Source organism: Pseudomonas syringae KCTC 12500 (genome assembly GCF_000507185.2).
Lineage (GTDB): Bacteria > Pseudomonadota > Gammaproteobacteria > Pseudomonadales > Pseudomonadaceae > Aquipseudomonas > Aquipseudomonas syringae.
In genome coordinates this window covers 1723943-1750401 of record NZ_AYTM02000002.1, presented here as the reverse complement: position 1 = coordinate 1750401, position 26459 = coordinate 1723943, and the positions used below count along the sequence as shown (strand labels likewise).

Below are 26459 nucleotides of genomic sequence, written 5' to 3'. Positions count from 1 at the left end.
ATCGGGGCTTGGGCGGGCGTGCTTGAATTCAGAGACGCATCGTCATCTGCCTGATGACACCGATCAGTTTGCACTCATCGGTCACCGCAAGGGTCGGGTAGGCGGGGTTCAGCGGCTTGAGAAAGTAACGTCCGGCGTCTTCGACCAGTTTTTTGAACGTGGCCTCGTTGCTTTCCGGCAGCTTGGCGATGACCAGCTTGCCGGCAGTGGGCTCGATTCCGGTGTCGACCAGAATCAACATGCCTTCTGGAATGCTCTGGCCTGCGGGCGCGGTCATCGAATCGCCACGGACCACCAGCCAGAAGGCTCTGCCCTTGGCTTTATAGTCGCTGATCTCGAAGGTGTCCGAATAGCCGGCAGGGTAGGGCTCGACGGCTTCACTCCAGCCACCGGCCTCGACCCAGCTGATGACCGGGTAGCGATAGAAACGCGAAGGCTGCACCGTGGGCTCCACGTTGTGCATGCCGGGTTCGCTGGCCGGGATGGAGGTGGTGAGAATCGGCAGGCCCAGCTCGGTCAGAAATCGATTGATGACCTCGATCTTCGGCTCACGCTTGCCATTCAGCCAATGCCCTACCGCGCCGGGCGTCACGCCCATCCGCTCAGCCATTTCTTCCTGGCTGATTTCCTGGGTTTCCATGACCTGTCTTGCGACTTCATACCATTTTCTGTTCATGCGTCGAATCATACAGGCTGTAGGGTGTTGAGCAATATACATAATGTAATGCTTCGTTGTGTCATAAAAATACAAAATGTATTGTAAGGCCTTGGTTCTGTGCAGCGAAAGACGCTGCGCAGCGTTTCGGAAAGGTCCTACAGGAGAGACACGATGATCGAGAAAATAGAAGCCGTGATGCAGCACTGGGGTGAACAGCGCATGCGCATCGGCCTGGGCGGCGGACTGAGCAGCCCGATGGCGGGGATCATGGAATGGGGCGCGTACATTCCGCGTCGCACACCCGGCTCGCGCGCGCTGGTGGGTAATGGCAGCGGTCTGGACTATATAAGCAGCGAAGTGGAGGCGGCCATTGCGCAGCTGTCACGCAGCCCGGCAAAGAGCCGCGGGCCTGAACTGGCCCAGCTGGCGACATTGCGTTATGTCGAGTCGTTGCCAGTGCGCGAGCAGATGCGCCTGGTGGGCATTAATGAGGGCGCAGATCGCACCTATCGCAACTGGATCAACAAGCTTCACCAGCAAGTGCTGGCGATTCTCGCCGAGCGCAGCGCTTCCAGAAGCAACAACGCCGTCGCCGACAAAGCTGCGCAAGGGTGAATGAAGACACGGTTTCACGCCGTTTATCCGGGTCGATTGCACAGCTGTGGCCGAACTCGTGTTGAACTCCGGTCAAACTCGACCCACCCCGAAACTGCCCCTTCCCAGGCTTTCCGGAGGGGGGTAAAAAGGTCCCACGATATGCGATTTGCGCCCCAGGGCAGCAGCCGGAAACAGGCTGATCAACAGCCACAACCGGTCACTCGCGACCCACCTCGAACCCCGCCTTGGCGGGGTTTTTTATTGGGTCAGACACACGGAGGCCAATGTACATATTGAAAGACTTTCGATGCGGGCAGTGCTGGAAACTGCTGACTCGCATGGGTGACCATACTGAGCTCCAGATCAAGTCTTCCCGATGCGGAGCGCTGAGTCGTGTGAAGGCCGCGAGCCATGAGTCATCGCCTTTGAGGCTACACAAAAAAGCGGAATCCTCCGCGAACATCAACTAATAAAAGGTAAAACCAATGCCCATTGAGCTTCCTCCGACGTACATCACCCCTTATCCTGAGATTAGTACCGGCGGTAATGGTACCTACCGTGGTCAAGATCTTAGTGCTGGTCAAAGCTTTCCGCGGGGTATGCAGAATCCTGTAGCGACTGTGCTGCTTCTTCAGGGTGATTTGTATTGCAGCCCCAACTGCCTTGCCACGTTTCAGGATCAAGCGATGCGAGACAGCTTCGGGATTCAATCCAGGGTTGCTTTAAAGACCCTAGCAGCGGCCGATCAGCGTGAGGCTGAAGGGCGCGACCTTCGAACGGCTTACAACGAAATCGCGACTGACATAGGGAGAACTCAGCAGATCAACGAACATATCATCAAGTATCCGCCAGCCAACCATGTGTTATCTGGGGGCCTTATGACACCATTTCATGCACTGGCTCATGGCATGTTTGGTTTGGGCGCACCCGTTATGTTCCCCATTCAAAATGTCGGGCTTAACGTCGATATCCGTGGTATCCCTGATGTAATGAATGCTATCCAGAGCGCACGCCCAGTTGGCACCAGCTCGCTCGATGTCAACTTCGCCTATGATGTCGGCAAGGATTCCAACGCGTCTTGGCTGACGCTGGGGAACATTACACTCAGGCTGGTGGGAACTATTGATAAAAGCTCGAGTGGAGCATGGACATTCTCGGGCGAGATTCGCGCCTTCAATGATGTCTACGATGCCAATCCGTCCAATCATCGGGGATGGCTGGGTGAAAATCTTACTTCGGTGTTGAGTGCCGTTCCGTTTACTCCGTACTCGATCGAAATTCCCGGTTCGTTGCCGGTTACGGTCAGTGGCAACTAGGCCAAAGGCATGACAGGTAGTGCTTAAGCAGTGGCGTAGCCAGCGTTGACTGATCTGTAAAAAAGACAGGCAGGCGTGAACTGTTTTTCTAGTCGTTCGGACCTCTTTTCATAGGGATTGACAATGGCTGCGTTGCGCAGGAATTTTGTTTTTTTATCATTTCCACTCGCTCTAGGTGTTTTAGGCTTATCAATTAGCGGGAGCAGTGAAAATCCGCTACAGCCTTCTGATACCTATGGGCTGCCACCGGTGGCTATTTACTTTGTTGCGCTTGTTGGATTTGGAGCCCTATCTTTTCTCCTGGCTGTGGCCGGAAGATTATTAGAGTGGTTCACCTCCAGTGTCAGCAGAATGGGGAGGGTGATTCGATTCGCTCTTTTCGCGCCTCTGCTGCTCTCGACCTGTCTCGCCACGTTGGTAAGCGCCGGTTACGCTTTGGATTCACTGAGTGGAGTCTTTGCCTGCTTGTTATCACTGATATCGACCCTCGGTGCTTATTCCTTGTTTTCAAAAAAGAAAGATTTGGGCTAGCGTCTGATTTCAGGTGCTTTTTTCTCGAGCTCAAGTTTCTGCTTTACGTGCAGTTGAACATTGATTTGACACGCACGGCTATCCCAGGCCTCGGCATCTGCCGGGGCTTTTTCGTATCTGGAGTACCCATGGACCCAACCGACCTAGGCCCAGGCACAGCTACCTGGCTGGGCGGCACGGGCACAATTCTGCTTGGCGGCTTTTTATGGCTGCGCAAGTTTCTTTCCAGAGATGCAACAGACCGGGCGATGGACAACGCGGACATCGGCACGGTTCGCCGTCTCAATGAGCTGCTCGACTCCGAGCGCCAGGCGCGCAAGGAAGCTGAAGCGCGGGCTGACCAGTTCGCCAAGGAGCGCAACGAGCTCGCTGCCGCGGTTGGCCGGATGGAAGGCAAGATTGAAGCCCTCACCAGCCACATCGTCCAGCTCACCGACAAGGTCACCACGCAAAGCGCTGAAATCGCCCGGCTTCGATCTCAACTCGGAGGTGCAAACGATGCACAGATGCGCAATTGATTTCATCGCTCGTCATTGGTGGCGGCGCCTGGAAATCTGGCTGATTTCCATGCTGCTGATCGCTGGCTGCCTGATGCTCGGTTTTCAGGCCGGGCAGTGGTCGGCGAATGCCGAGCATACGCAGCAGCTAGCCGAGGTTCGCAATGCCTACGACGCAGCACTGGGCAAGCGCGACCGGCGCCTGGACAGGCTGGCCGAAACCACTACCCAGGTGGCGGACAGGGTCGAGAGTGCTGCATCGATTGCCAATCAGGCCGCTCACGCGGCCAGCCGTGCTGCAGACAAGGCTGATGAGGCGTTGTGCAAGGCTAACCAGTAGGCGTTTCCCACGCCGCAATCAACCTTCAACACACGCGGAACCCCTCATGAAGATAACCCCGATAGTTGCCCATTTGCAGGCGACCTGCCCCAGCTTTGCCGGGCGAATCAGTGCCGGTATCGACTGGGCTGCGGTCGCCCTCGGCGATCAGCTCGCTCACCCGTCGGCGTACGTGATTGCCACTGGCGATCAGTCCACCGCCAACGATTTGCAGAACGTCATCCGCCAGAGCATCACCGACACGATCGATGTCGTGGTGGTGCTCGATGGCGGTGACAAACGCGGGCAGGAAGCCAGCGAGCAACTGCATGCCCTGCGCGCCGAACTGTGGCGTGCACTGGTGGGCTGGAACCCGGATCACGATTACGACGCGATGCAGTACACCGGTGGCGCGCTGGTGCAGATCAGCGGTGACCGGGTGACGTATCGCTTCGGGTTTGCAGCGCAGTTTCAACTGGGCCGCAACACCTCCGATCAGCCTGCCGAGACCTGGCACGAAGCGTATCTGGATGGTTTGCCCGGGTTTACCGGCGCCACCATTGAGATGGACTGCGTTGACCCCGCAGATCCGAACCTGAAGTCCCCCGGCCCTGATGGCCGTATCGAAGCGAAGTTCACAGCAGAGGTAACCCCATGACTCAACGCATCACTGTAGTACCGGCCGAGGGCCGCACTGTGCCGGATCCGGAGGCGGGCGATTTGCTGCCCGTCGAAGGCCGGCAGGTGACCTTCAACGCCTGGTGGCAGCGTCGTCAGAACGACGGCGACATCACCCTTCAAACCGAGCAATCCACCACCACCCATCAAGCCTTCACGGCTTAACCAAGAGGGAGCCAAACAATGGCTATCAGCTTTAACAACATTCCATCCGATGTTCGCGTTCCGCTGTTTTATGCGGAGATGGACAACTCGGCCGCCAACAGCGCGTCGGCCAGCATGCGTCGACTGATCGTTGCGCAGGTCAACGACGATGTGTCCGGCCCCGAACTGGGTTCTCTGGTGCTGGTGCCGAGTGTGGCGCTGGCGAAAAACATCGGCGGTCAGGGCTCCATGCTGGCCTCGATGTATGAAACCTGGCGCAAGGCGGACCCCACCGGCGAAGTCTGGTGCCTGCCGCTGCTCAATACCGAAGGCGCCAAGGCCGGCGCGAAAGTCACCCTCACCGGGGCGGCGACCGAAGCCGGTCTGCTGAACCTGTATGTCGGCGGCATGCGAGTGCAGGCCACTGTCGTTAATGGTGCAACCGATGCCCAGGCTGCTACTGCGCTGTCGGTGAAGATCAATGCCACGCCTGACCTGCCGATCACCGCGGCTGTCGAAGCGGGTGTGCTGACCCTTTCCTGCAAATGGAGCGGGGCGAGCGGCAATGACATCCAGCTGGAATTCAATCGCCAGGGCAAGACCAATGGCGAAGTCATTCCTGCCGGCCTGACGGCGGCAGTCACCGCCATGACTGGTGGCGTGGGTACGCCTGATCAGCTCAAGGCACTGGCTGCGCTGGGCGATGAGCCGTTCGAGTTCATCTGCATGCCCTGGACCGACACCGCCACGCTGGATGCCTGGAAAGCGGCAATGGACGACAGCACCGGTCGCTGGAGCTGGGCGCGTCAGCTGTACGGTCACGTTTACAGCGCCAAGCGCGGCACGGTCGGTACGCTGGTAGCCGCAGGTCAACTGCGCAACGATCAGCACATCACCCTGCAGGGTGTGGAAAACGGTGTTCCGCAACCGGTCTGGCTGCAAGCCGCTGCACTGGCTGCGCGCACGGCGGTGTTCATCTCTGCCGACGCCAGCCGTCCTACCCAGAGCGGCACCATGCCTGGCATCGATCCGGCTCCGGCCAGTCAGCGCTTCACCCTGACCGAGCGTGAGTCGCTGCTGCGTTACGGCATCGCCACGGCGTACTACGAAGGCGGTTACGTGCGCATTCAGCGTTCGATCACCACCTACCAGAAGAACGCTTACGGCCAGGCGGACAACTCGTACCTGGACAGCGAAACCATGCACCAGTCGGCGTTCATCATCCGTCGTCTGCAAGGCATCATCACCAGCAAGTACGGCCGCCACAAGCTGGCCAACGATGGCACGCGCTTCGGTGCCGGCCAGCCGATCATCACGCCGAGCACCATCCGTGGCGAGTTGATTGCGCAATACGCACGTCTTGAAGAAGAGGGTCATGTGGAGAACGCCGAAACGTTCGCCCAGCACCTGATCGTCGAGCGTGACGGCAATGACCCAAGCCGCGTGAACGTGATGTTCCCGCCTGACTACATCAACGGCCTGCGCGTGTTCGCGCTGCTCAACCAGTTCCGCTTGCAGTACGACGAAGCGGCATAAGCCTAACCAACCCTTTCAAGCCCGCCTCGTGCGGGTTTTTTCATTCTGGAGATAAACAACATGGGTCAGAAAGTTGCGGGTACCTGCTACATCAAAGTGGATGGCACCCAATTGACCATCAGCGGCGGCGGCGAAGCGCCTCTGATGAACATCAAGCGCGAGACGGTCGTGCCTGGTTACTACAAGGAAACCGAAAAGGCTGCCTGGTTGAAATTCACCGCCGTGCATACCGCGGATCTGCCGCTCAAGCTGCTCACTACCGGTGTGGATATGACCATCACCTGTGAGTTCAAGAACGGCAAAACCTACGTCCTGTCCGGCGCCTACCTGGTCGATGAGCCGAGCAGCAAGGCTGACGACGGCACCATCGAACTGCAATTCGACGGCAATCAGGGGAGCTGGCAATGAGTGAAGTCATCGACCTGGCCAGCCCGATCGAAGCGCACGGTGAAACCCTTTCGCAACTGACATTCCGGCGTCCTACTGCGCAGGAAGCGCGGGCCATCAAGGCCCTGCCGTACAGGATCGACAAGAACGAGGAAGTTTCTCTGGATCTGGACGTGGCGGCGAAGTACATCGCCGTCTGCGCCGGCATCCCGCCCTCGTCGGTCAATCAGATGGACCTGTGCGACATCAACACGCTGAGCTGGAAGGTTGCGAGTTTTTTCATGGCAGCGGCATCAGCGACCTCGAAGGACTGATCGCCGTCGTTTACGACCTCGCGTACTTCTGGAAGACCGATCCCGAACTGATGATGTCCAGGGAGCTGGACGTCATCACCGAGTCGATCTTGCAGACGCAACGCATCAACCAGATCCTGCAGGGGGAGTGATGGCAGACACTATCAAGACGCTGATTACCGGCGTCGACAAGCTGTCTCCAACGCTGGCAACCATCCGCAACAACGTTGAAGGCTTCGAGACCAGGCTTAAAGGCTCTGGTCTTGGGAACGTCGAAGTGGGCGAGATGATCAAGGGCAATGCTTTGGCAGAGCCCTTGATTGCCGGGGTAAAGGCAGCGATCGGTTTCGAGACCAGCATGGCCGGCGTGAAACGATCGGTCACCTTTGAAACACCGCAACAGTTCCAGCAGATGAGTTCCGACATTCTGGACCTCAGTGAACGACTGCCGGAAAGCGCCAACGGTATCGCGGCGATTGTCGCCGCGGGTGCCAAGGCCAATGTACCGCGCGAAGAACTGACCGGGTTTGCCAGCGACGCCGTGAAAATGGGCGTCGCATTCGATCAGACAGCGGCCGAGTCGGGCGACATGATGGCCTCGTGGCGGTCATCGTTTCAGATGACTCAGCCGCAGGTCGCGGCGTTGTCCGAGAAGATCAACGTGCTCGGCGGCAACAACCTGGAAAAGAAAATCGCCACCATGGTCACTGCAATGGGCCCGCTCGGGCCGGTTGCGGGGATGGCCTCCGGGCAACTGGCGGCAATGGGTGCGACCCTGGCCAGCGTCGATGTGCCGGCCGATGTGGCCGCCAGCGGCATGAAGCGTTTCATGCAATCGTTGATTGAAGGGGGCGCGGCGAAAGCCGGGGCGTTCGAGGCGTTGCAGCTCGACGTCAACCAGCTGACCCAAGGCATGCAGAGTGACCCGTCCGGGACCATTGAAAAGGTTCTGACGGCGGTTTCCAGTGTTGATCCCGGCAAACAGTCGAACGTCATCACGCAGCTGTTCGGTGCCGAATCGCTGGGCGCGATCACGCCGCTGCTGGCCCACCTCGATGTGCTCAGGTCCAACCTGGCCAAGGTCGGGGAGGGCGTGCAAAACAGCGGCTCCATCGAGAAGGAGTTCGCAGACAACTCCCAGACCACGGCCACTGCCATCAAAGAGATGACCAACCGTGTCGATCGTCTGAGCATCAATATCGGCAGTATGTTCCTGCCGGCGATGAACGACGCAATGGCCGTGATCGGGCCGATGATTTCTCAGGTCGCCGCGCTGGCGGCCGAACATCCAGAGGTGATCAAGGGCGTCGTGGGCGCCGCGATTGCTTTCGGCGTACTGCAAGTCGCCGTTCTCGCTGCGACGAGTGCCGCCGGGCTGCTGGCTGCGGTCATGGGCATGTCCCCGCTCGGCCTGATCGTGCGCGGCCTCGCGCTGGCGGCAGGTTTTCTGATCGCCAACTGGTCGACCGTCGCGCCTTATTTTCAGGCGGTCTGGGAGGCGATTCGCGGACCGGTGATGGCGCTGTGGGATGTACTCAAAGCGGTCTTCGCCTGGACGCCGCTGGGCATGATCGCAGCCAACTGGCAGCCACTGACCGAATTCTTTGCTGCGCTGTGGGACGTGATCAGGGCGCTGGCCACGCCGGTTTTCGATTTTCTGCAAACGCTGTTTGCGTGGTCGCCGCTGGGCATGGTCGTGGCCAACTGGCAGCCGTTGTCCGAGTACCTGGCCGGGCTATGGGAAACCATCAAGGCCGAGGCGCAACCGTTTACCGATGTGCTGGCCACGCTGTTCAGTTTTTCGCCGCTGGGCATGGTCATCGAGAACTGGCAGCCGATCAAAACCTGGTTCGCAGGTCTGTGGGCGGACATCAAGCCATTCATCGAGCCGATCATGAGCTGGTTTGGTGGCGACACGAATAAGACCGTCCTGCAGCGGGCGACCGAGAAGGCCAATCAGTTCGCGGAAGAACAGCGGATACGCAACGCAGGGCCAGGCGGCGGGACCGGGGCGTTTCTGGCGGCCGGTGCCGTCGAGAACGTTCGCATGAATCAGCAGTTGCTCAATCAGGCCACTGGCGTGCCGTCGACCAGCCAATTGCTCGGCGTACCCACCCCGCTGGCCCCCGGCAGCCTGTTGTTGCAGCAGGGCGCAACCGGGGCCGGCCCGCGACTTGAGGGCGAGCTCAACATTCGCTTTGAAAACGCGCCGCCGGGCATGCGTGCCGGGCAAGTGCAAACCAACCAGCCGGGTTTGACGATATCGCCAAACGTCGGTTATCGAACCCTCGGCGCAGGAGCCGGATCATGAGTACATGGCGTGACAGCCTGCTGCCAGCGTCTTTCCGGGGCGTCGGTTTTTTCATTGAAAAAGCCGTCGTCCCGGCAGGCCGCAAGGGGCAGTTGCATGAGTTTCCACAACGCGACGAGCCTTATTTCGAGTCGCTGGGCAAACAGTCGAAAGTGCATACGCTGACGGGGTTCATTGTCGGTCCCGACTGTTTCGAACAGCGAGACAGACTGCTGCAGGCACTGGAGCAGGAGGGTGCCGGCGAGCTGGTGCATCCGTGGCTGGGGCGCGTGCAGGTCCAGGTTGGCGAATGTGGCGTCACACACAACCTGAGCGAAGGCGGACTCGTCCGGCTGGACCTGAAATTCTATCCGGCCAACCCGCTCAAGTTTCCCGTGTCGACCCTCAATACGCGACGGCAGTTGCTGGGCGCGTCCGAGGGCCTGCTGGACTCGGCGCTCAGGCGCTACCGCTCGGTGATGGCCACAGTGGACGCTGTGCGTATCAATATTCAGGCGCTGCGCAGCGCCCTGTCGGGTGTATTCGCGACCATTCAGCGGCAGTTCACACCGTTCATGACGATCTATTCGGATGTCACCGCGCTGGTGCATTCGCTGGTTAATGCGCCGTTGACGGTCAGCACGCTGTTTACCACGTTCTTCGCCAGTTTCGACGGTGACAGTCGTCGAGCCAGAAGAGCGAATGGCACCAGCAGTATTGGCGGGGCGAGTACCGGAACGAATGCCGGGTCAGGTTCCGGCAGCTCGACAGGGGGCGGCTCAGGCAGCGGATCCGCGAGTGGCAGTAACGGCACCGCTGCGAGCAGCGCGGCAGCAAGGTCCGGCAGCAATGGCGGCGTGTACTCTGTTGAAACGGTCGATTACCGGTCGGTGATTTCCGAGGCCACGCAACAGGCGGAAGCGGTGTCCGGCATCAATCTGGTCAGTCAGAGCAGCGGGCGGGACACCGGCGTGACGGCTCAGGCCGCGGCCAATCTGGTTCAGGATGCTTTGTTGGTCAAGGTGGCGAAAATCGTCGCGAGCATGCCGGTTGCGACGACCGTCATGCCGCTCACGGTGGTGCCGTCGCTGGATCAGCAAGTGACGCAAGCGCTGCAACGCGTCGATGTGCCGGTTGCCGATGATGTGATCGAACTGCGTGACACGCTGAGCTCGGCGATCTGGGAAGCGTCGTTGAAAGCTGACCCTGAACATTACCTGGCGCTCAACACGTTGCGTCAGGCCTTGATCAGGCACCTCAACGCGGTGGCGGCCTCCGGCGTACGTCTGGTGGACATGAAAGTGTCCGAGTCTTTGCCCTCGCTGGTGCTGGCCTATCGCCGATTCGGTGACGCCAGCCGGGCGCAGGAAATGGTGCAGCGCAATCGGCTGGCCCACCCGGGGTTCGTGCCGCCCGGCACGCTGAAGATTGCTCAGGAGTGACCCATGATCGACCCTAACATTGTCACCCTGACCGTTGACCAGCACGACTATGCCGGCTGGAAGTCGGTGGAAATCTCTGCCGGGATCGAGCGTCAGGCGCGCAGCTTTGACGTGAGCATTACCTGGCAGTGGCCGGGCACTGAAATCTCGCATCCGATCACGCCCGGCGCAGCGTGCGAAGTGCGTATCGGCGGCGAGTTGATTCTGACCGGCTGGGTGTTTGCCGCGCCGATCAGCTATGACGGTAAGCAAGTCACGCTAAAGATTTCCGGACGCTCGAAAACCGCCGACCTCATCGACTGTTCGGCCATCAACAGGCCGAGTCAGTGGAAGGAGGTGGGGGTGCTGAAGATCGTTGAGGCGCTGGCTGCTCCCTATGGTTTGTCGGTGATCAGCGAAATACCGGAAACCTCGAAGATGGCCGATCACACCATCGAGCCTGCCGAAACCGTGTTCAAGTCCATTGACCGGCTGCTGACCCTGTTCCGGATTTTTTCCACCGATGACGAATACGGCAATGTGGTGCTGGCCAGGCCGGGCAGTCGCGGGCAGAGCGCAGACGCGCTCGAACTCGGCAAGAATGTGTTGAGCGCCGTCATCGCGCGGGACTTTTCCGGGCTTTTTTCCGAGTACCGGGTCATCGGTCAACAGACTGGTAATGACCAGACGTTCGGCAAGGAGTCGTCGGAGGTCTCGGCAGAAGTCACGGATGACCGGCATGACGACCCCGCGCATAAAAAGCGTCTTCGCGTACTGGTCGTTCATGAGGATGCGCCGATCACCCCCAAGCTCGCCCTGAGTCGCGCCAATTGGGAGCGTGGTCAGCGGGCCGGCAAGGCGCTGCTCACCACCTACAAGGTCCAGGGCTGGCGGCAGTCCAACGGGGCGCTCTGGCGGCACAACACCATGGTCCGGGTGATCGATCCGGTTATTGGTTTTACGAGCCGGAACATGCTGATTTCAGCCGTGACCTACTCGCTGAGCGACCAAGGCACGATCACCACACTGGTGGTCGGTCCGCCTGAAGGTTTCCAGGCCGAGCCAGGTGACCCCAACAAGCGCAGCAAGGTGCAGGTCAACCAGGACGCTTACTCCTGGCTGCTGCCCATCGACGAGGAAACAACCTCATGAGCTTACTCAATCGCATGCTGGTGCGCGGCACGGTGGTGCTCGCCAGGGCCAGCAGCAAAATGCAGGCGCTGCAAATGCGCCTCACCGCCGGAGAGGTCAAGGACGACATGGAGCACTTCGAACCCTACGGCTTCACCAGCAACCCGCTGGCCGGCGCCGAGGGCATTGCCGCGTTCATTGGTGGCGACCGGTCGCACGGTCTGCTGCTGGTGGTGGCCGACCGGCGCTATCGCCTCAAGGGGCTGGAGTCCGGCGAAGTGGCGATCTATACCGACGAGGGCGACAAGATTCACCTCAAGCGCGGCAAGGTCATCGACATTGAAACCGACACCTTGAACATCAAGGCGACGGTGGCCGTGAACTTCGACACTCCACAGATCACCCAGACCGGAAAGATCGTCTCCCAGGGCGACCAGCTTGCCGCTGGCATCAGCCAGATCAGCCATCTGCACGGCAACGTGCAGGGCGGTAATGGCCAGAGCGGGCCGCCCGTTGGAGGTGCCGGATGATTATCGAAGGCTCTCTGCAGGCGTCCTTGCTGCGCTCGGTGGTCATCAGCCTGTTCACCTGGCGGCGTGCCGAAGCGGACGACCCGTTCGACGATGCCGAGCGCTATGGCTGGTGGGGCGACACCTACCCGGCACAGGCCAATGACCGAATCGGTTCCAGGCTGTGGCTGCTGCGCCGGGTCAGGCTGACTGCCCAGACCCAGCGCGATGCCGAGTTCTATGCCCGCGAAGCGCTCGACTGGCTGATCGAGGATGGCCAGGTCAAGCACATCAACATCCTTACCGAACAGGTTCAGAGCAACCGCCTGAACCTGGGCGTCGAGCTGGTCGTCTCGGACGGTCAGCTCGTGCGTTTCAACCCTTCTGAACAGTGGCAGGTGATTTATGCCGTTTGAAACACCTACGTTACCGGCGCTGATCAACCGAACCCAGGTCGACCTCGCCGACGAAGCGCTGCGTCAGTCCGATGCTCGGGTATTGTCCCGCGCACACAGCGGTGCGGCCTATGGGCTGTACGGCTATCAGGACTGGATCGCCGACCAGATTCTGCCGGACACCGCCGACGAGGAAACCCTCGAGCGGCAAGCCATCCTGCGCCTGAGGCAGCCGCGCAAGGTGGCACAGGCCGCCACCGGCACGGTGCGCTTTACCGCTGCAGCCGGCGCGGTGCTGGATGCGGACACTGTGCTGCAGTTCAGTGATGGACGCTTCTACCGCGTCACCAAAGGCGTCACCACGGTTGCGGGCAATAACACCACCACGGTCGAAGCAGTCGATGCCGGTGTTCTGGGTAATGCGGATGCCGGTCTGGTGATGACTGCCGTGCAACCGGTCGAAGGCATCGACAGCACCTTCACCGTCATTGCCGACGGACTTTCCGGCGGCATCTCGCAGGAAAGTATCGAGTCGTTGCGTGCGCGTGTCGTGCGTTCCTACCGGGTCATCCCGCATGGCGGCAATCAGGATGATTACGTGACCTGGGCGCTGGAAGTGCCGGGCGTGACGCGCGCCTGGTGTGTGCGCCGTTTCATGGGGCCGGGGACGGTAGCGGTGTTCTTCATGCGTGACGACCAGGCCGATCCCATTCCTGACGCCGAGCAGCTCGCCGCGGTCGCGGCGTATATCGAGCCGCTGCGTCCGGTCACGGCTGATGTGTATGTGCTGGCGCCGGTGCAGAAACCGGTGGTCTACACCATCCGGCTCACCCCGGACACCTCCGCCGTTCGGGCGGCGGTCGAGGCGCAGTTGCTGGACCTGCACAACCGTGAGGGCGGACTGGGCGAAACCCTGTTGCTCACGCACATCGCCGAGGCCATCAGCCGCGCGACGGGCGAAACCGATCATGTGCTGGTTTCGCCAGTGGCCAATGTTACTGCCGCGGCCAACCAGCTGCTCACGTTCGGGGGTATTCAATGGTCGTCATAAGAACCGCCGAACACTACGCCGGACAACTGCAGGCGCTGTTGCCACCCGGTCCCGCATGGGATCCGGAGCGGGTGCCGGAATTGCAGCAGGTCATTACCGGCCTGTCCCGCGAGTTCGCACGCATCGATGGCCGCGCGTTCGACCTGCTCAACGAGATGGACCCCGCCACCGTCAGCGAACTGGTCCCGGACTGGGAGAGGGTGATGAACCTGCCTGATCCGTGCCTGGGGCTCAAACCCTTGTTCGCAGACCGGCGCCTGTCGGTGCGCCAGCGGCTTGTGGCGACAGGAGGGCAGAACGCGGCGTTCTACATCGACATTGCCATCAGCCAGGGCTACCCCGATGCCACCGTGACCGAACACCGAGCGCCCCGTATGGGGCGTTCGCGTTTTGGCCAGGCGTATTTCGGCACCTGGAGCGCGCAATTCATGTGGACCCTGAACACCGGCGGGCGCCAGCGCCTGGGCCGACGCTTCGGGGCCAGCTACTGGGGCGAGCGGTTCGGGGTGAATCCCGGGCTCGCAATCGAATGTTTGATCCGTCGAGCAGCACCGGCGCACAGCGTCGAATTCGTAAACTTCAACTGAGGAACACAATGTGGATTATCCCAAGAGTGTGCCGGGCGTAGGCTTGGCAAGCGGCAAGTTTGTAGACGAAAACCCGGCGACCGGCATGCCCGGTTCGCTTATTCCTGCGGCATGGGGAAACTCGGTGACGCAGGAGATTTTGAATGCGATGGCAGCCGGTGGTGAGCAGCCTGATGAAACCAGAACAGACCAGCTCGCAACCGCAATTACACAGATTGGTTCGCAGGTCAGGCAGGCCTACAAAGGTGCCGGGTTTGGCTACACCGCTTCTGAAACTCTGCTGCCCGGAGCGGCGGGGCATTGGCACAGAATCAACCTTGGGGGCATCACGCTGACCTTGCCTCCCAAGGCGAACGTAGTGGTAGGTAAGTCGATAACCTTTCATAACGCATCGCCAGCAGCGGCAACTATCAAGGCCAATGGTGCTGAGGTCATCTCTCTATTCGGTGCCGGCAGCAATACCTTGAAGCTCAATGCGGCGGAGTGGGTAGAGCTTGTTTTTAACACTGACGCAATCTACATCACCAAGCGCGGCAAAATCACAGAGGTAAAGGAGGTCGACTCTCAAAAAGTGTTCTCTTTCAATACCGATACAGTTTTTACAAGAGACCAGATGGAGTTGCTGCTACTGGATGCTACTGGCAGCAATCGTGCATTCACACTGCCCTCTTCAAATGCGGCACTAGGCGTCAAGGACGTCATTGTTCGCAGGATCGACAGCAGTGGCAACCGGCTGACCGTGAATGCAAGTGCCGGGGAAAAGATCAGGTTCCACACCCATTTAAATGCTGCTGGTTATTCCTTTCTGGTTCTGATGGGGGCTGGCGATTGGTGGCACCTGCGCAGCGATGCTGCTGGAAGCTGGTGGCCAATAGGTCGATATGACAGCACCCCATTGGGGCGACCTGTTTTCGAGACAACTACATCGTTCAGCCCAGGAGGATATGGAGCGTTGAACGGTGGGCTTCTTAATCGCGCCGACTGGCCGTGGCTTTGGGATCACGCGCAAAAGTCCGGGATGCTTTACACCGAAGCAGCTCGTACCGGCAAGGAAGGTGGATGGAGCAGTGGCGACGGCGCCCTGACCTTTCGAGGGCCTGAAGGTAGGGGCGAGTTCCTGCGGGTACTGGATGAGTCTCGTGGGGTCGATGCGTCGCGTGTCGCCGGCTCTTGGCAGGACGGCACTTGGCTCAGGACGGTGGCTCAGGAGTGGAGCGGCTCTGATGTAGAGACTGGCACCTACCTGCTGGGCAGCGGTCATGCGCAGGCGGATGGGCGCTTGAACTCTACAGGCCCGGGTGGCTTGTTGCCGCCAGGCGCATTGGTCCCGGCTGGCGGTTCGGCATATCTGCCAGAAACAACGGACAACGGCGTTGTGGCGACTGTAATGAGAGACCAGCAACCGATGAACAACTGGATTCGTTTCCGTAGCCGCAACATGGCCTATCCCGGCCGTATCAAACTGATCTGAGGACGTTATGCCTACTTACTTGATAGATGATGTCGGGGCCCTTATCGGTCCTGTCGAATTACCGGTTATCCCTGGGCTGGGCGAGCAAACTCCCAGCAATGCGGTGAGCTTGCCGGAGTTGCTGAACCCGCCGAACACGGGCTTTGCCTGGACGATGGTCAATAATGAGCTGCAACAGGTCGCGGATCGTCGAGGCCCTATGTATCGAATAAACGACGGCTCTGAGGAAGAATGGAGCAGTCTGGGTGAGCCTCCTGAAAGGCTCACTACCAAGCAATGGCCTGGCAAATACTATGTATGGAGAGAGGGGGACTGGGTTCTTGATACCGAAGCGCAGAAGGCCGCTTTGGCTTCCGCTGCTCTGCTGGTTCGTGACCAGCGTTTGCAGGACGCAGCTACACGTATCGCCCCGTTGCAGTATGCCGAAGAACTGGGAGATGCCACCGAGGCGGAGAAGGCAAGTTTGCTTGAATGGAAACGCTATAGCGTGGAACTGAACCGGATCGAGCAAACCCCGGATTACCCTCTCCAGATCAAATGGCCTTCACCGCCCTCGGATACAACTGCCCTGTAGACATGACCGCGAGAGCGGTTTTTTTTTGCCCGCTTTTCGAGACCGCTGCGTGCGTTTTTAGGCGCGTGCCAAATCCTCACAGACTCTGCATACAAAAGGTGCTGAGTCGTTAATAAAACGTGATTCATAACGCCACACAGCACTGACCTTCCGCATCGCTAACTCAGGCGTTATCGGCAGAGGCGTCTGGTATGCACATAAATCGTCATCCCGTAATAACAGCACTCTCTTAATACGCAACATGAAGGAATTAACCATGAACATAGTACCCGTCTCCCGTAACCCGCAATGGACCGATCAGGCCCACACCTCCATGACACTGTGGGTGATCATTACTGAACCCGGCTATATGGATCGTCAGGACGTTATATCGGTCTCTGCCAATCATCCGGATCCGCAATACGCAGCATTGTTCAGCCGCGCAATCGCCGGTGAGTTCGGTGAGATTCTCGAGCCGAGTGAGCAGATGATCCTTATCAACGTCAATGCGGAGCGCGGTATCTACCTGGACAACGCTACCAGGAGAATCAACGAGCTGGACTTTCAACTGACCATTGTGCAAAACGCCATCGCATCGGGGGCGGCCACAGTCGCGCAAATCGAGTCCCGGCCTGCGCTGCAAGCCGAGCTTGATGCGTATTCGCTTTACCGGGCACAGCTCTCCAATCTGAGTTCGCTCCCGGGATTCCCTACTTCTTTCGCCTGGCCGGTTCCTCCTGCGACTCCGTTTGTTTACGTAAAGCCGCCGGAAGTGACTACACCGCCTACAGGCGTGAGCGAAGATGAACTGCCTTGGATCATGACAAGCATTCGCAGTCCTCGCTGGGCTGATCGTGCCCGTCTGTCTATTGTTCTTTTGATCATCTTTGAGAAAACCAAAGATCTTCATGGTGAGGAGGAAGTCACTGTTTCAGCTACTGGCAAGCCGCAGGCCGTAGAGCTTTTCAACCGGGCAATCGCCGGGGCTTTTGGACCGATTCTTGATCCGATCGAGCCAGTGGACACGGGCGATGTCGAGGGACAGCGCAGCCTCTATTCGGCGATGGCTGCGGCGAAAGTCGATTCACTGATCAGCAGGCTGGATACCTTGCAAAGTGCCATTGAAGCTCAACTGAAAATCCTGCCTGCGCTGCAGGCCGAGCTTGATGCGTATTGGCTTTACCGTGTGCAGCTCGCCCAGCTCGATGCGCAGCCAGGCTTTCCAGAGTCGTTCGTGTGGCCCGTCCCGCCAGCGTCGCCGTTTTTATATGTAAAGCCGACCGAACAGCTGGCACCGGTTAGGGGCGTAAGTGCAGACGAGCTGCCCAAGTCCTGACGCCCTGCTCTGAGGGGGCGTTGTTTTATTCGCCATTTAATCTTTTGAACAGAAGAGCCTTATCGGCTCATGGGATGGGCTCATCCCGCAAGCCCCAGAGGAGGATCAATGCCTCTCGACCAGCAACAACAACTGAACATCATCCCTGACGCCGGCCCCACCGCCGGCGTTTTAGTTCCTGCCATCAAACGAAACGGGAGGTCCGCTGACGCCCGCAAGCGTCAATCATTCATAAACCCATACTCTCTCAATAGAAAACCAAAGGTATTCATATGTACACAGTAATAAGCGCTCGTGATCCACGTTGGTCCGATATGACACACACATACATTAATCTGTGGGTGTTGTTTGCAGAGTTTAAAGACACTTACGGCGAGGTGCCTTTTAGTGCGTCTCCCAACGACTCCGCTGCTCACGGCGTCGATCTGTTTAACCGTGCCCTCGCCGGTGAGTTCGGCCCGGTTCTCGAGCCGACCGAGGAGGCGGTCCTGCAGCTGGTGACGAGTCAGCGGAATAACTTATCAAGTAACGCTACTTATCGAATCCACTCGTTGCTGGACGAACTGGATATTCTTCAAGACGCCATAGCAATGAATCTGGCGACCGAAGAGCAATTGAAATCCGTGCCAGCAATAAACGCTGAGCTGTACGCGTTCCGTCTTTATCGCGTGCAGCTTTCCCTAATTGACACATTGCCAGGTTACCCAAGGAAGTTCGACTGGCCAGTGGCGCCTGCGCAGCCTTTTGTGTATGTGCCACCTTCTGAGTAGTTAGCCATTTGGCAGGGCGTGCGCGAAAACGAATTGCATCCGACGCCAGCTATGAGGCTGGAGTTGTTGTTTCTGCTTTCGCTATGGCCGCGACCTGCCGATATGACTGCTGCTAACGACTCAGGTCAATGATCGGTTGTTTTTTACCCCTAATGCGCGTCGCTCTTGAGTCACGAGAGCTTCGTCGATTGGGGACACTGACGAGCGTCATAAGCAAGGCAGGAGTAACCATGCCTATCAACCAGCAACAACTATTACAAATCCTCCCCAACGCCGGCCCTAAAGCCGGCGTTTTCGTTCCTGCTCTCAACATCGCCATGGCCCGTTACGCCATCGACACCCGCCTGCGTATCGCCGCGTTCATCGCTCAGATAGGGCATGAGTCCGGGCAGCTTCGTTATATGCGTGAGCTGGGCAGTGACAGCTACCTGGCGAAGTACGACACGGGGCAGTTGGCGCTGCGTCTGGGCAATACGCCAGAGGCAGATGGCGACGGTCAGCTGTATCGGGGCCGTGGGCTGATTCAGGTGACGGGGCGGACCAACTACGAGGCGTGCGGGGAGGCGCTCGGGCTGGACTTGCTTGCCCAGCCACAACTGCTCGAACAACCCGACCACGCCGCCATGTCGGCGGCGTGGTTCTGGGATCGGGCCAACCTCAACACGCTGGCAGACCAGGGTGATTTTCTGATGATCACCCGCCGTATCAACGGCGGTACCAACGGCCTGGCGGATCGACAGGCGCTTTACCAGCGCGCATTGGAGGTGCTGCCGTGAAAGTGCTGGATATGCGATGCCTGATCCTCGCATTCGTGCTGGGGTCAGGGCTGGGTACATGGGCCGCCTGGAAATGGCAGGCGGCCCGCTATGGCCTGCAACTGTCCACGCAAGCACTGACGTGGCAGCGCGAGCGCGAGCAGGCGGCGCTCGCGGTCGTCGACTGGCAGAACGCCGAGCAGGCACAACGACGGGCGCTGGAAGTCCGTTTGCACACCAACGATTCAACCATCCACAAGGAATTGAGCGATGCACAGACTGCTCAGGCTCGTTTGCGTGATCGCCTGGCTACCGCTGATTTGCGCTTGTCAGTCCTCCTCGCCAACAGCCCCGCCAACCGTGATGGCGTGCCAGCCGGCACCGACACCGGCGGCGTGGTTCATGGAAGCTCGCGAGGCGAACTTGACCCAGCGGCTGCTGGACGAATTGTCGCCATCACCGACTACGGCGATCAGGGATTGATCGCTTTGAAGGCCTGCCAAGCCTACGTGCGCGAGATTGCGCACTGATGTTCCTCTCGGCTCCCCACCCCTTAGGCCATCGTGCCCCTGCCTCAATCCCGCCTCCGCAAGGAGGCGCGGCCCTCTTTTCAGCCTTTAACTGCTTTTCAATCGGAGCGGCCCGGTACATTCATATTGCACCGGCCGATTCGGTACGCTAATGTCCTGAAACGTACCGATGAGACCCCTTCCGTGACGACAGTCAGCAAGCTTTTGATGCGCGTTATCAAGGCTCACGCCCGTTGGCGTTGGCGCGCCTGACTATTTCCTTGCCGGCCCTGCCGGACCCGTACCTGTATGCCTTCGATTTTTTGATGCTTTTCTCCGTCCCCCGGCCTTGTGGCTGACGAGGGGATGCATGAGTGAAGCAGAATCCGGAAGGCCTGAATCAAGTCAGTAAATCAAAAGGTTGATAGCAAAATGCTGCTGATGATCGATAACTACGATTCGTTTACCTACAACGTCGTGCAGTACCTCGGTGAGCTGGGGGCGGACGTCAAAGTCATTCGCAATGACGAACTGAGCATCGCCGAGATCGAAGCCCTGAACCCGGAGCACATCGTGGTCTCGCCTGGCCCGTGCACGCCCAATGAAGCCGGTGTCTCGCTTGACGTGATCAAGCACTTCGCGGGCAAGCTGCCGATTCTGGGCGTGTGCCTGGGGCATCAGTCCATCGGTCAGGCCTTTGGCGGCGACGTGGTTCGTGCGCGTCAGGTCATGCATGGCAAAACCAGCCCGGTCATTCACCAAGACGGCGGGGTGTTCGATGGTTTGAATCATCCGTTGGTGGTCACCCGCTACCACTCGTTGGTGGTCAAACAGGATACGCTGCCCGACTGCCTGGAAGTGACGGCCTGGACTGCGCTGGAAGACGGTTCGGTCGATGAGATCATGGGCCTGCGCCACAAGACACTGAACGTCGAAGGGGTGCAGTTTCACCCCGAGTCGATCCTGACCGAGCAGGGCCACGAGCTGTTCGCCAATTTTCTCAAGCAGAGCGGCGGCCATCGTCAGGGCTAAGGATTTTTTATGAGTACCCCCATGGATATCAAAAGCGCGCTCAATCGCGTGGTCAACCAGCTGGACCTGACCACTGAAGAGATGAGCGATGTGATGCGCGAAATCATGACTGGCCAATGCACTGAAGCGCAGATCGGTGCGTTTCTGATGGGCATGCGCATGAAGAGCGAAACCATCGATGAAATCGTCGGTGCGGTTTCGGTGATGCGCGAGCTGGCCGGCAAGGTCGAACTGAAAACCCTGGATGGCGTGGTCGACATCGTGGGTACGGGCGGCGACGGCGCGAATATCTTCAACGTGTCGACGGCGTCTGCTTTCGTCATTGCCGCCGCAGGTTGCACGGTGGCCAAGCACGGTAATCGTGCTGTCTCGGGCAAAAGCGGCAGTGCTGATCTGCTCGAGGCCGCCGGGGTTTACCTGAACCTCACGCCTGTTCAGGTGGCGCGTTGCATCGACAGCGTGGGCATCGGTTTTATGTTCGCCCAGTCTCATCACACGGCCATGAAGCACACAGCCGGGCCGCGTCGCGAGCTGGGTCTGCGCACACTGTTCAATATGCTTGGCCCGCTGACCAATCCGGCGGGCGTTCGTCATCAGATCGTCGGCGTGTTCAACCAGGCGCTTTGCCGCCCGCTGGCCGAGGTGCTGCTGCGTCTGGGCAGCAAGCATGTGCTGGTGGTCCACTCGCAGGACGGCCTGGACGAATTCAGTCTGGCCGCACCGACCTTCGTCGCCGAGCTGAAAAACGGTGAAGTCACCGAATATTGGGTACAGCCCGAAGACCTGGGTATCAAAAGCCAGAGCCTGTACGGCCTTGCCGTGGAAAGCCCGGCGGCTTCGCTGGAGCTGATCCGCGATGCACTGGGACGTCGCAAGACCGAGAACGGTCAGAAAGCTGCGGAAATGATCGTGCTCAATGCCGGCGCCGCGCTTTATGCTGCAGATCACGCCACAAGCCTGAAAGAGGGCGTGGCCCTGGCGCACGATGCGCTGCACACGGGTCTGGCGCGGGAAAAACTGGAAGAGCTGGGTGCCTTTACGGCGGTATTCAAGCAGGAGAACGAAGCATGAGTGTGCCAACCGTACTGGAAAAGATCCTTGCCCGAAAGGCCGAGGAAGTCGCGGCTCGTCGTGCGATTGTGAGCCTGACCGAGCTTGAACAACAGGCCGCCCGGGCGGACGCGCCACGTGGCTTTGCCAACGCATTGATCACTCAGGCCAAGGCAAAGCAGCCCGCCGTCATTGCGGAAATCAAGAAGGCTTCGCCGAGCAAGGGCGTCATCCGCGAACACTTCCTGCCGGGCGAGATCGCCAGAAGTTATCAGGCCGGTGGCGCGACCTGTCTGTCGGTGCTGACCGACGTGGACTTCTTTCAGGGCGCCGATGCCTATCTGCAGGAGGCCCGTGCGGCGTGCAACCTGCCGGTGATCCGCAAGGACTTCATGATCGACCCTTATCAGGTGGTCGAAGCACGTGCTCTGGGCGCTGACTGCATTCTGCTGATCGTGTCGGCACTGGATGACGTGCAACTGGCTGAACTGGCTGCCGTTGCCAAGGGCCTGAAGCTGGATGTGCTGGTCGAGGTGCACGATGGCGACGAGCTGGAGCGTGCACTCAAGACGCTCGATACACCGCTGGTGGGCATCAACAATCGTAACCTTCATACCTTTGAAGTGAGCCTGGAAACCACGCTGGACTTGCTGCCGCGTATCCCGCGTGATCGCCTGGTCGTCACCGAAAGCGGCATTCTCAATCGTGCGGATGTCGAGCTGATGGAAATCAGCGATGTCTATTCGTTTCTGGTGGGTGAGGCCTTCATGCGTGCCGAGCACCCTGGCGCCGAGCTGCAGCGGTTGTTCTTCCCTGAGCGCAAGATGGCGGTAAGCACGTCGTCCAGCGACTGAGCGCATTGAGCTGAACACCCTTACGAGGTCCGACGTGCAAGACTCGATCATCGACATTTGTGTCGAACAAGGCCTGCAGGCCGAGCAGGATCTTCTGGCGTCGGTCTGCTCCGGTGCGGCGGATCATGGGCTGTTGTTCTGGCGGCCCAATGATCGCGCGCTGGTGATGCCTCGGCGGATGAGCCGGTTACCGGGTTTTGCCGAGGCCAGCGAGACCCTGTCGGACAATGCATGGCCTGTTCTCTTGCGTGAAACCGGCGGCGAGCCAGTGCCGCAGTCCTCTGCCACGCTGAATATCGCGCTGGTCTACGCGCAACCGTCCACTGACGTTGATCGTGACCGTATAGAAACCGCCTACCTGCGATTTTGTCAGCCGATTCTCGATCTGTTGACCGAGTTGGGCGGGCAGGCTTCGCTGGGTGAGGTGGCTGGCGCATTCTGCGACGGCCGCTTCAACGTCAATCTCGATGGTCGCAAGATGGTTGGAACGGCTCAGCGCTGGCGTCAGAGTCAGGGCGGAACGCGTCCTGTAGTGCTGGCGCACGGTGCCTTGCTGCTAGAAAACGAGCGCGTTCAGATGGCGGTTGCGGTAAATCGCTTCAATGAGCTGTGCGAGCTTGAGCCGCGTGTTCAGGCTGAAAGCCACATTGCCCTGTATGAAGCGTTTCCTGGCGCTGATGTCCTGGAGCGTCTGGCGCAGACTTACCGGAAGCTGCTCGCTGCGCTCTGAATACCAAGGGCTCAGCGTGTCCCGTAGACCACCATGGTCTTTCCTTTGACGTTGACCAGGCTCTGTTCTTCAAGGGCCTTGAGCACACGTCCGACCATTTCCCTCGAGCAGCCGACGATGCGCCCGATTTCCTGGCGGGTAATCTTGATCTGCATGCCGTCCGGGTGAGTCATTGCATCCGGCTGCTTGCACAGCTCGAGCAACGTGCGAGCCACTCGCCCGGTGACATCAAGGAACGCCAGATCACCGACCTTGCGCGTTGTATTGCGCAGACGCTCAGCCATCTGGCTGCAGAGCGCATACAGGATTTCCGGCTCTTGCCTGGTCAGCTCGCGGAACGTGTCATATGAAATCTCGGCCACTTCGCATTCGGTCTTGGCGCGCACCCAGGCGCTGCGTACCGACTCCTTGCCCGGTTGCTCGAACAGACCCAGTTCGCCGAAGAAATCCCCGCTGTTGAGGTAGGCGACGATCATCTCCCGGCGCTCGTCATCCTCGATCAGGACAGTGACTGAACCCTTGAGGATCAGAAACAACGATGCGGAGCGGTCACCGGCATTGATGATGTTGGTTTTCGCGGGGAGGCGGCGGCGTTCTGCATGGGGCAGCAGCTTGTCCAGACTGTTTGCTTTGGGCGTAAAGGTTATTGCGACCATGCGAGACTTCCGAAATAAGGTGTATGGCCAAATGGCATACCTATAGGTATCGGCTGAGCCTTTATTCTCGCCAGCTTTTCCAGACGTGTAGGAAGCTATTTGCGAACATTCCTACGCATTTCCTACAAAAGGCATTTCTTCCGGGCAGCTTTTGGCCCTGTGCTAAGCTGGCGACCCCTTTTTTTACAGTGGAGTCTTGGCGATGAAGGCACGCATCCAATGGGCTGGCGAAGCCATGTTCCTAGGCGAATCCGACAGCGGTCATGTGGTGGTAATGGATGGTCCGCCGGAAAGCGGTGGTCGCAATCTGGGCGTACGCCCGATGGAAATGGTCTTGATCGGTCTGGGTGGCTGCAGCAACTTTGACGTTGTGAGCATTTTGAAAAAGTCGCGCCAACCTGTTGAAAGCTGCGAGGCATTTCTCGATGCCGAACGTGCCGATGAAGACCCGAAAGTGTTTACCAAAATCCATCTGCACTTCGTCGTCAAAGGACGAGGATTGAAAGAAGCGCAGGTCAAGCGAGCGATCGAACTGTCTGCAGAGAAGTATTGCTCGGCCTCGATCATGCTCGGCAACGCGGGTGTGAAGATCACCCACGATTATGAAATTGTCGAACTGGGCTGAACGCCAGACATCCAACGATCATAAAAACGGCGCACACTCTGGCAGACGGCTTCGGACGTCTGCATAATGCGCCACTTTTTACGGGCGCAGCATGTATTGGTTTTCTGCTGCCGGTCCGAACAGACAACCAAAATCGCCAACGCGAAGAGGTGTTAACCGTCCTACGCAGATGAGCCGGGCTCACCTGACGGGCATGCTTGATCACGCGGCTGGCGCCGCACCCATATAGAGAGTTTTTAACGGTGAAAAGCAAACTCAAGCTCCACGGGTTCAATAACCTGACAAAGACCTTGAGCTTCAACATTTATGACATCTGCTATGCGGAAACCCCGCAGGACCAGCAGGCGTACGTCGAGTACATCAACAGTGTGTACGACGCAGAACGCTTGACGCGGATTCTGACTGATGTTGTCGATATCATTGGTGCCAACATCCTGAACATTGCGCGTCAGGATTACGATCCACAAGGTGCCAGTGTGACCATTCTGATCTCGGAGCAGCCGGTGACGCCTACCGAAAGCCAGATCGAAGAGTCGCCAGGTCCACTGCCGGAAACCATCCTGGCGCACCTGGACAAGAGCCATATCACGGTCCACACCTACCCGGAAATTCATCCGGTTGACGGTATTGCCACGTTCCGCGTGGATATCGATGTGTCGACCTGTGGCGTTATTTCACCGCTCAAGGCGTTGAACTACCTGATCCATAAGTTCGAGTCGGATATCGTGACCGTCGATTATCGCGTGCGTGGCTTTACCCGTGACGTGGAAGGCAAGAAGCACTTCATCGACCACGAGATCAACTCGATCCAGAACTACCTGTCCGAAGACACGCGCAACGGTTACCAGATGACCGACGTGAACGTGTATCAGGAAAACCTGTTCCACACCAAGATGCTGCTCAAGCAGTTCGAACTGGACAACTACCTGTTTGGCGACGCCACCAGCAACTTGTCTCCCGAGCAGCGTGAGCAGGTGACCGCCAAGGTCAAACACGAAATGCTGGAAATCTTCTACGGCCGCAACGTAGCCGTATAAACCCGGATTCCGGACATTAAAAAGGCGCCTGATGCAGGCGCCTTTTTTATGGGCGTTGTATACGCATCGTCAGATGCGATAAGTCGACTTGGTCATGACCTTGGCCAGCACACCCATGCCGAACTTGACCGGTGCCGGAAAGCGAAAACCGCCTGCCTCCAGTGCGGACTCAGCGTGGTGTTCTTCATCGCTGAGCATCTGTTGCAGGATGGCCCGGGACTTGCCGTCTTCGGTCGGCAGTTGCTCCAGATGTTCAGCCAGGTGCTTGCAGACCTGATCTTCGGTCGCCGCGACGAAACCCAGGCTGACCCGGTCGCTGATGACGCCGGCTATCGCGCCTATCCCGAAGGACAGGCTGTAGAACAGCGGGTTCAGCACACTGGTATGACTGCCAAGCTGATGGATGCGCTGTTCGCACCAGACCAGATGATCGATTTCTTCTTCAGCCGCATGCTCCATCGCCTTGCGCACCTTGGGCAGCTTTGCCGTCAGCGCCTGGCCCTGATAAAGCGCCTGGGCGCAGACTTCGCCGGTATGGTTGATGCGCATCAGACCCGCGACGTGGCGCGTGTCGACGTCGCTCATCTTGTGTTCAGGCTGAACAACCGCGGGGGAAGGGCGCTGCGAGTGCGCGCTGGACGGCAGCAAGGTGCGCATCGCGCTGTCGGCTTGCAGTAACAGACGGTCGAGGGGGGAGTATTGACGTTCGGTAGCCATGGGCACCTCCGGAAGATCATGCGG

General features: G+C 59.0%; 34 protein-coding genes. 31 read left to right on the top strand and 3 right to left on the bottom strand.

Features of this window, described 5'->3' with window-relative positions:
- Window positions 1–28: 28 nt before the first annotated feature.
- Window positions 29–640, bottom strand: coding sequence for a LexA family protein (locus V476_RS08215; protein WP_024961365.1), 612 nt, complete (start codon window positions 638–640; stop codon window positions 29–31).
- 189 nt (window positions 641–829) lie between these two features.
- Between V476_RS08215 and V476_RS08210 the strand changes: the two genes are divergently transcribed.
- The 29 genes from V476_RS08210 (at window position 830) to V476_RS08085 (ending at window position 23400) form a co-directional block, all read left to right on the top strand.
- On the top strand, window positions 830–1273 hold the full coding sequence (locus V476_RS08210) for a hypothetical protein (RefSeq protein WP_003422750.1): 444 nt from the start codon (window positions 830–832) through the stop codon (window positions 1271–1273).
- A 266-nt stretch (window positions 1274–1539) separates the two neighbouring features.
- The gene (locus tag V476_RS26835) at window positions 1540–1725 is read left to right on the top strand and encodes a Com family DNA-binding transcriptional regulator (RefSeq protein ID WP_161780176.1); all 186 of its coding nucleotides are present in this window, start codon (window positions 1540–1542) and stop codon (window positions 1723–1725) included.
- 15 nt (window positions 1726–1740) lie between these two features.
- Window positions 1741–2571: a lipid II-degrading bacteriocin gene (locus V476_RS08205; RefSeq protein WP_024961364.1), complete on the top strand. Its 831-nt coding sequence runs from the start codon at window positions 1741–1743 to the stop codon at window positions 2569–2571.
- Between the two features lie 123 nt (window positions 2572–2694).
- Entirely contained in the window at window positions 2695–3102 is a 408-nt protein-coding gene (locus tag V476_RS28045; protein WP_146050769.1) for a hypothetical protein, read from the top strand.
- Window positions 3103–3230: 128 nt separating this feature from the next.
- Complete coding sequence (locus tag V476_RS08200; RefSeq protein WP_003411734.1) at window positions 3231–3620, top strand: hypothetical protein; 390 nt, start codon at window positions 3231–3233, stop codon at window positions 3618–3620.
- Complete coding sequence (locus tag V476_RS08195) at window positions 3601–3939, top strand: hypothetical protein (protein ID WP_003394900.1); 339 nt, start codon at window positions 3601–3603, stop codon at window positions 3937–3939. Before V476_RS08200 ends, V476_RS08195 begins: the two co-directional genes overlap by 20 nt.
- A gap of 46 nt (window positions 3940–3985) precedes the next feature.
- Window positions 3986–4576, top strand: a complete 591-nt coding sequence (locus V476_RS08190; RefSeq protein ID WP_003316276.1) for a phage tail terminator protein — start codon at window positions 3986–3988, stop codon at window positions 4574–4576.
- On the top strand, window positions 4573–4761 hold the full coding sequence (locus V476_RS08185) for a DUF2635 domain-containing protein (RefSeq protein WP_002551914.1): 189 nt from the start codon (window positions 4573–4575) through the stop codon (window positions 4759–4761). The genes V476_RS08190 and V476_RS08185 overlap by 4 nt, the downstream gene beginning before the upstream one ends.
- Window positions 4762–4779: 18 nt before the next feature.
- Window positions 4780–6276 (top strand): phage tail sheath subtilisin-like domain-containing protein, encoded by a 1497-nt coding sequence (locus V476_RS08180; RefSeq protein WP_024961363.1) that lies wholly within the window; start codon window positions 4780–4782, stop codon window positions 6274–6276.
- Window positions 6277–6336: 60 nt separating this feature from the next.
- The gene (locus V476_RS08175) at window positions 6337–6684 is read left to right on the top strand and encodes a phage tail tube protein (protein WP_003316279.1); all 348 of its coding nucleotides are present in this window, start codon (window positions 6337–6339) and stop codon (window positions 6682–6684) included.
- Window positions 6681–6977, top strand: a complete 297-nt coding sequence (locus V476_RS08170) for a phage tail assembly protein (protein WP_003316280.1) — start codon at window positions 6681–6683, stop codon at window positions 6975–6977. The genes V476_RS08175 and V476_RS08170 overlap by 4 nt, the downstream gene beginning before the upstream one ends.
- Complete coding sequence (locus tag V476_RS28580) at window positions 6902–7108, top strand: hypothetical protein (protein ID WP_103689574.1); 207 nt, start codon at window positions 6902–6904, stop codon at window positions 7106–7108. Before V476_RS08170 ends, V476_RS28580 begins: the two co-directional genes overlap by 76 nt.
- Window positions 7108–9267, top strand: a complete 2160-nt coding sequence (locus V476_RS08165; RefSeq protein WP_024961362.1) for a phage tail tape measure protein — start codon at window positions 7108–7110, stop codon at window positions 9265–9267. Before V476_RS28580 ends, V476_RS08165 begins: the two co-directional genes overlap by 1 nt.
- Window positions 9264–10688 (top strand): DNA circularization protein, encoded by a 1425-nt coding sequence (locus tag V476_RS08160; protein WP_024961361.1) that lies wholly within the window; start codon window positions 9264–9266, stop codon window positions 10686–10688. The genes V476_RS08165 and V476_RS08160 overlap by 4 nt, the downstream gene beginning before the upstream one ends.
- Before the next feature lie 3 nt (window positions 10689–10691).
- Entirely contained in the window at window positions 10692–11819 is a 1128-nt protein-coding gene (locus tag V476_RS08155) for a phage baseplate assembly protein (RefSeq protein WP_024961360.1), read from the top strand.
- The gene (locus V476_RS08150; RefSeq protein ID WP_003372720.1) at window positions 11816–12328 is read left to right on the top strand and encodes a phage baseplate assembly protein V; all 513 of its coding nucleotides are present in this window, start codon (window positions 11816–11818) and stop codon (window positions 12326–12328) included. Before V476_RS08155 ends, V476_RS08150 begins: the two co-directional genes overlap by 4 nt.
- Window positions 12325–12723 carry a phage GP46 family protein gene (locus V476_RS08145; protein ID WP_003394886.1) on the top strand — a complete coding sequence of 133 codons (399 nt, stop codon included), beginning with the start codon at window positions 12325–12327 and terminating at the stop codon, window positions 12721–12723. The genes V476_RS08150 and V476_RS08145 overlap by 4 nt, the downstream gene beginning before the upstream one ends.
- Window positions 12713–13753: a baseplate J/gp47 family protein gene (locus tag V476_RS08140; protein WP_003372716.1), complete on the top strand. Its 1041-nt coding sequence runs from the start codon at window positions 12713–12715 to the stop codon at window positions 13751–13753. Before V476_RS08145 ends, V476_RS08140 begins: the two co-directional genes overlap by 11 nt.
- Window positions 13741–14340 carry a YmfQ family protein gene (locus V476_RS08135; RefSeq protein ID WP_024961359.1) on the top strand — a complete coding sequence of 200 codons (600 nt, stop codon included), beginning with the start codon at window positions 13741–13743 and terminating at the stop codon, window positions 14338–14340. The genes V476_RS08140 and V476_RS08135 overlap by 13 nt, the downstream gene beginning before the upstream one ends.
- 10 nt (window positions 14341–14350) lie before the next feature.
- Window positions 14351–15811, top strand: a complete 1461-nt coding sequence (locus V476_RS08130) for a phage tail protein (RefSeq protein ID WP_024961358.1) — start codon at window positions 14351–14353, stop codon at window positions 15809–15811.
- 7 nt (window positions 15812–15818) lie between these two features.
- Window positions 15819–16385: a tail fiber assembly protein gene (locus tag V476_RS08125; protein WP_010439016.1), complete on the top strand. Its 567-nt coding sequence runs from the start codon at window positions 15819–15821 to the stop codon at window positions 16383–16385.
- 241 nt (window positions 16386–16626) lie between these two features.
- Window positions 16627–17700 (top strand): phage tail assembly chaperone, encoded by a 1074-nt coding sequence (locus V476_RS08120; RefSeq protein ID WP_235810971.1) that lies wholly within the window; start codon window positions 16627–16629, stop codon window positions 17698–17700.
- A 272-nt stretch (window positions 17701–17972) separates the two neighbouring features.
- Window positions 17973–18470 (top strand): tail fiber assembly protein, encoded by a 498-nt coding sequence (locus tag V476_RS08115; protein WP_024639973.1) that lies wholly within the window; start codon window positions 17973–17975, stop codon window positions 18468–18470.
- A 230-nt stretch (window positions 18471–18700) separates the two neighbouring features.
- Window positions 18701–19246 (top strand): glycoside hydrolase family 19 protein, encoded by a 546-nt coding sequence (locus V476_RS08110; protein ID WP_024961356.1) that lies wholly within the window; start codon window positions 18701–18703, stop codon window positions 19244–19246.
- Window positions 19243–19755, top strand: a complete 513-nt coding sequence (locus V476_RS08105; RefSeq protein WP_024961355.1) for a lysis system spanin subunit — start codon at window positions 19243–19245, stop codon at window positions 19753–19755. The genes V476_RS08110 and V476_RS08105 overlap by 4 nt, the downstream gene beginning before the upstream one ends.
- Window positions 19756–20166: 411 nt before the next feature.
- Window positions 20167–20766, top strand: coding sequence for an aminodeoxychorismate/anthranilate synthase component II (locus V476_RS08100; RefSeq protein WP_004415847.1), 600 nt, complete (start codon window positions 20167–20169; stop codon window positions 20764–20766).
- 21 nt (window positions 20767–20787) lie between these two features.
- Window positions 20788–21837: an anthranilate phosphoribosyltransferase gene (gene trpD, locus V476_RS08095; protein WP_003316297.1), complete on the top strand. Its 1050-nt coding sequence runs from the start codon at window positions 20788–20790 to the stop codon at window positions 21835–21837.
- Complete coding sequence (trpC, locus tag V476_RS08090) at window positions 21834–22670, top strand: indole-3-glycerol phosphate synthase TrpC (RefSeq protein WP_003316298.1); 837 nt, start codon at window positions 21834–21836, stop codon at window positions 22668–22670. Before trpD ends, trpC begins: the two co-directional genes overlap by 4 nt.
- Before the next feature lie 34 nt (window positions 22671–22704).
- Entirely contained in the window at window positions 22705–23400 is a 696-nt protein-coding gene (locus V476_RS08085) for a lipoate--protein ligase family protein (RefSeq protein WP_024961354.1), read from the top strand.
- Window positions 23401–23411: 11 nt separating this feature from the next.
- On the opposite strand, the gene crp is transcribed toward V476_RS08085, so the two are convergent.
- A complete protein-coding gene (crp, locus tag V476_RS08080; RefSeq protein ID WP_003316301.1) occupies window positions 23412–24056 on the bottom strand; it encodes a cAMP-activated global transcriptional regulator CRP in 645 nt (214 codons plus the stop codon).
- Window positions 24057–24258: 202 nt separating this feature from the next.
- On the opposite strand from crp, the gene V476_RS08075 reads away from it, so the two are divergent.
- Complete coding sequence (locus V476_RS08075; RefSeq protein WP_003316302.1) at window positions 24259–24681, top strand: OsmC family protein; 423 nt, start codon at window positions 24259–24261, stop codon at window positions 24679–24681.
- Between the two features lie 242 nt (window positions 24682–24923).
- On the top strand, window positions 24924–25718 hold the full coding sequence (gene speD / locus V476_RS08070) for an adenosylmethionine decarboxylase (RefSeq protein ID WP_003316303.1): 795 nt from the start codon (window positions 24924–24926) through the stop codon (window positions 25716–25718).
- A gap of 69 nt (window positions 25719–25787) precedes the next feature.
- Here speD and coq7 read toward each other — a convergent pair whose 3' ends face one another.
- Window positions 25788–26435, bottom strand: coding sequence for a 2-polyprenyl-3-methyl-6-methoxy-1,4-benzoquinone monooxygenase (coq7, locus tag V476_RS08065; RefSeq protein WP_024961353.1), 648 nt, complete (start codon window positions 26433–26435; stop codon window positions 25788–25790).
- Between the last annotated feature and the right edge of the window lie 24 nt (window positions 26436–26459).